At 66.0% G+C, this 4222-nt stretch carries 2 protein-coding genes and 1 pseudogene; all 3 read left to right on the top strand.

Going from position 1 to position 4222, the window contains the following annotated elements; genetic code table 11:
* Positions 1-3231, top strand: a 3231-nt coding sequence (locus ACWDR0_RS34650; protein ID WP_456355813.1) for a polymorphic toxin-type HINT domain-containing protein, incomplete at its 5' end; no start/stop codon positions are given.
* A 12-nt stretch (positions 3232-3243) separates the two neighbouring features.
* A complete protein-coding gene (locus ACWDR0_RS34645; protein ID WP_456355812.1) occupies positions 3244-3681 on the top strand; it encodes a hypothetical protein in 438 nt (145 codons plus the stop codon).
* Positions 3682-3814: 133 nt separating this feature from the next.
* Positions 3815-4222, top strand: a pseudogene (locus ACWDR0_RS34640) (hypothetical protein); the annotation flags it as partial.

Below are 4222 nucleotides of genomic sequence, written 5' to 3'. Positions count from 1 at the left end.
TACACCAAGGGTGGTCAGCACCGGGAGACGATGCTTCCGGCGGCGGGTGCGCTGGCGGCGGAGAAGATCATTACGCGGTTCAACGCGGACGGTCTTCCGGTTTCGACGTCGGGCAAGGAGTGGTACACGACCGACGCCGAGTACAGCGTGTACGGCCAGGTCGTGCGCACGGTGAGCGGTAACAACCCGAACCGGGTGTGGACCACCAACATCTTCAACGAGAACACGGGTGCGCTGGAGCAGAGCATCGTCGACCGCCAGTCGACGAGCGACACCAGCACCGTAACGGGGACCCGGGTGAACGCCCGGTCGTACGAGTACGACCCGGCGGGCAACATCACCTCGGTGGCCGACCGGTGGAACGCTGTGCTCGACCGGCAGTGCTTCACCTACGACACCATCGGCCAGCTCACCCAGGCCTGGACCGCCCCCAGCACCTGCCAGGCGCCCGGGCAGACCAGCCGTGCGCCCGAGTATCCGGACGGGACGAAGAACGTCACGCCCAACAATGCCGGGTACTGGCAGTCGTACACCTACGACGAGCTGGGCCAGCGCACCAAGCTGGTCAAGCACGACCCGGCGGGTGACGCCACCAAGAACGCCACCACGACGTACTCCTACGGCAAGGCGGACGGCACCCAGCCGCACACCCTGACCGGCACCTCCACCACCTACAAGACCGAGGCCGGCGCCCAGGTCACCAAGCCCTCCGTCCGCACCTACGACAAGTCCGGCAACATGGAAACCCGCACGGACGGCGGGATCGGCCAGACGCTGACCTGGACGTGGGACGGCAAGGCCGAGAAGATCACCGGATTCGGTGAAGGCTCCGGCGCATGGACCGGAATCGGCGGCAAGTGCCTGGACCTGGCCGGGGGGCTGACCCTGGCGGGTACCGCGGTCCAGCTCTACACCTGCAACGGCAGCAAGGCCCAGAAGTTCCGCATCGACGCCACCGTCGCCGACCCGACCAAGGGCGCGCTGAAGGTCCAGGGCAAGTGTGTCGTCCCCGGTGCCGACGGCATCGCCGCGGTCATCGCGGACTGCACCGGCACCGCCGCCCAGCAGTGGACCACCGTCGCGACCGGCAAGAAGCTCAAGCACGTCGACACCAACAAGTGCCTCACCGCACCCAACGCCACCGTCGGCACCGACCTCCAGCTCACCACCTGCGACACCGTCAGCGGCGAGGGCCAGTCCTGGAAGCCCGCCGACGAAACCCGCTACATCTACGGCCCCGGCGGCGACCGGCTGATGTCGATCACCTCCGGCGAAACCACCCTCTTCCTCGGGGACACCACCGTCGCCACCAGCGGCGGACTGCACTCCTACACCGAGCGCTACTACGCCCAACCCGGTGCGCCCACCGTCATGCGCCATGTCCTGGGCACCGGCGGCAGCGAGCTGTCGGTGCAGGTGGCGGACCACAACGGCACGCCCTACATCAATGTGGGCCTGGCCGGTGGCAGCGCGGTCAAGTTCGCCAAGAAGGACCCCTTCGGCGTCGACCGGAGCCCGAGCCCCAGCTGGCGCTCCCACAAGGGCTTCGTCGGAGGCGAGGACGACTCCTCGACCGGTCTGGTGCATCTGGGGGCCCGGGAGTACGAACCGGCCACCGGCCGCTTCATCTCCGCCGACCCCCTGATCGACATCGGTGACCCGATCCAGATCAACGGCTACTCCTACAGCGAGAACAACCCGGTCACCTTCGCCGACCCGACCGGTCTGATGTCGGCCGCCCAGGGCGGCGGCGGCGGAGGCGGCGGCTACAGCGGCGACCAGTACGGCGGCCCGTCCAAGGGCGAGCTCGCCTGGGCGCAGGCCGAGCAGAACCGCTCCATGTCCAGCGTCATCGCCGACGCCGGCTGGTCCCTCCTCAAGGGTCTGATCGGCTACGACGACATGATCGCCTGCTTCTCCCGGGGCGATCTGTGGGCCTGCGGCCGCATGATCATCGATGCCCTGCCGTGGACGAAGGTCTTCAGCGCGGCGAAGAAGGTCTGGCAGGCCGTCAGCAGGATCTCGGGGGCCATCTCCGCCTGGAAGAAGGCGCAGGAGAAGGCCCGCCAGATCATCGAGATGGCCCGCAAGGCCCAGGAGGCCGCGAGAAAGGCGGCCGAGGCCAAGAAGAAGGCCGCCGAGAAGGCCGCCCAGCTCAAGAAGAAGGCCGAACAGGCCAAACTGAGAGCAGCCAAGCGGGAGGCGCAGAAGACCGGAAACGCCGTACAGAAGGCGAAGAAGGTCGCGGCCAAGAAGGCCGAGAAGCCCATCAACCGGGCACGGCAGCAGGCCAAGAAGGAAGACGCGCCTGCCAAGAGCGGGAAGAGCTCGAACCGCGCCAGCACCTCTCGTGGCGACCGCTCTTCCTCCGGCAGCTCCGGGCCTGGCTGCAAGACCGACACCAACAGCTTCGTCCCCGGCACGCTCGTCCTCATGGCGGACGGTACGACGAAGCCGATCGAACAGGTCAGAAACGGCGACCAGGTCCTTGCTACCGACCCCGAAACCGGTGAGACCACGGTCGAGACCGTCACCGCTGAAATCAAGGGACAGGGCAGCAAGAACCTCGTCAACGTCACCATCGACACCGACGGCGACAAGGGCTCGGCCACCGCGACCGTCACTGCCACCGACGGCCACCCGTTCTGGGTGCCCGAGCTGAAGGAGTGGATCGACGCCACCGATCTGAAGGCCGGAAACTGGCTCCGCACCGGAGCCGGCACACAGGTCCAGATCACCGCGGTCGAACGCCACACCGCTCAGGCCACCGTTCACAACCTCACCGTCAGCGACCTTCACACCTACTATGTGATGGCGCAGGCTACTCCCGTCCTGGTTCACAACTGCGGTGAGATCACGCTGCACAAGTGGGAGGGCGAGAACCCCGGAGACTCGCCGCACTTCTCCATTGAGGTCTCCAACGGCAGCACATCCCGTCATACGGAGCAGATCATCCTCGCCAAGGACTACAGCAGCACCGCGATCTACAACTTCCGTCCCGGTCTCAAGAAGGTCAGTTCGACAACTATTCGGCTACCGAACCCCAATGCGGCTCTGGAGGAACAGAGACGGCTCGTCCAGGACGCCGGAGACCTGGGCGCCTATGACAAGATCGGCAACAGTTGCATCTCACACTGCATGGTGGTCGGCCAGGCGGGAGGCCTGGATGTCGATAATCTGCGAGATTTCGCCGGTCTATTCGGCCTGGGAGTCAGAGATCTCATCCGCTGAAAGGTAACTCGGATGCCGAAGTCAGAAGATTCGAAACGATCCGCACCATCCGGGTTCTCGCTGCTCGGCCAGGTCTTGGCGAGCGGATACTGCGACAGCTCTGCGCAGTATCAGCTCGGCCGAGTTCTGATGCACTCCGCATCGTCGGTGTTCTCATCGCCCCACATCAACGGGGAAGCGATCGGCGACGACGAACTGGTGGAGGCATTCACCCTGGTTGATGCGGGTTGGTCCCGAGTGCGCACCGAGTGGGCACGACTGTCCGAAGCGGGCGAACGGCGGAGGGATAACCTCTCCCCGTCCCGCGCGGAATACGAGCTCACGGGATCGGGTCAGGCGGATCAGGCTTCGGATATCGAATTCAAAGCCTCGAAGAACGATTTCGCTCTGGCATTGGCATCCTTGGCGGACGCATATCAACAGTGTCCGAGGCAAGCAGTAGACAGGTAACAGGTGAAAAGCCAGGGCTCCACCGGACCTCCACGGTTCCGGTGGGGCCCTGGTTGTCTCAGTACATACCCGGGGAAAAGGAGCAAGGGTCATGAGAGCCCGGAGAACACGATGCGCCGCGTCCACGGCAGCAATGGCTATTTGCCTGATCGCCGTATCCGCGTGTACGTCCGATGCTGGAGACGACAAGCCCGGTATCGGGGATCTGGACACCGGGCCCACCGCCGGGGCCGTATCCAAGGAAGGGCTGGCGAAGGCCGCGATCGGGGCCAAGGATGTGCCCGGGCACACCGTCGCCGCCGGGGCGGCCGCCGCGCTCACCGCATCCGAGGTCACCGTCGGGGAGGACGACAAGGACTGTCTGCCCGTCGCTCATGCCCTCACCGGCGTACCCGTCGGCAAGACCCGTTCCATCAGCCCCGCCCAGCAGCTCACCGGCAGCGGCATCACCACCACCGTCACCCTCGGCCTCTACGAGGGCCAGGAGGGGCAGGCCGCCATGGAGAAGCTCTCCCAGGCCGTCACCGCCTGCGCCGGCGGA

The organism is Streptomyces sp. NPDC003691 (genome assembly GCF_053981115.1).
This window is presented reverse-complemented; position numbering and strand designations above follow the sequence as displayed.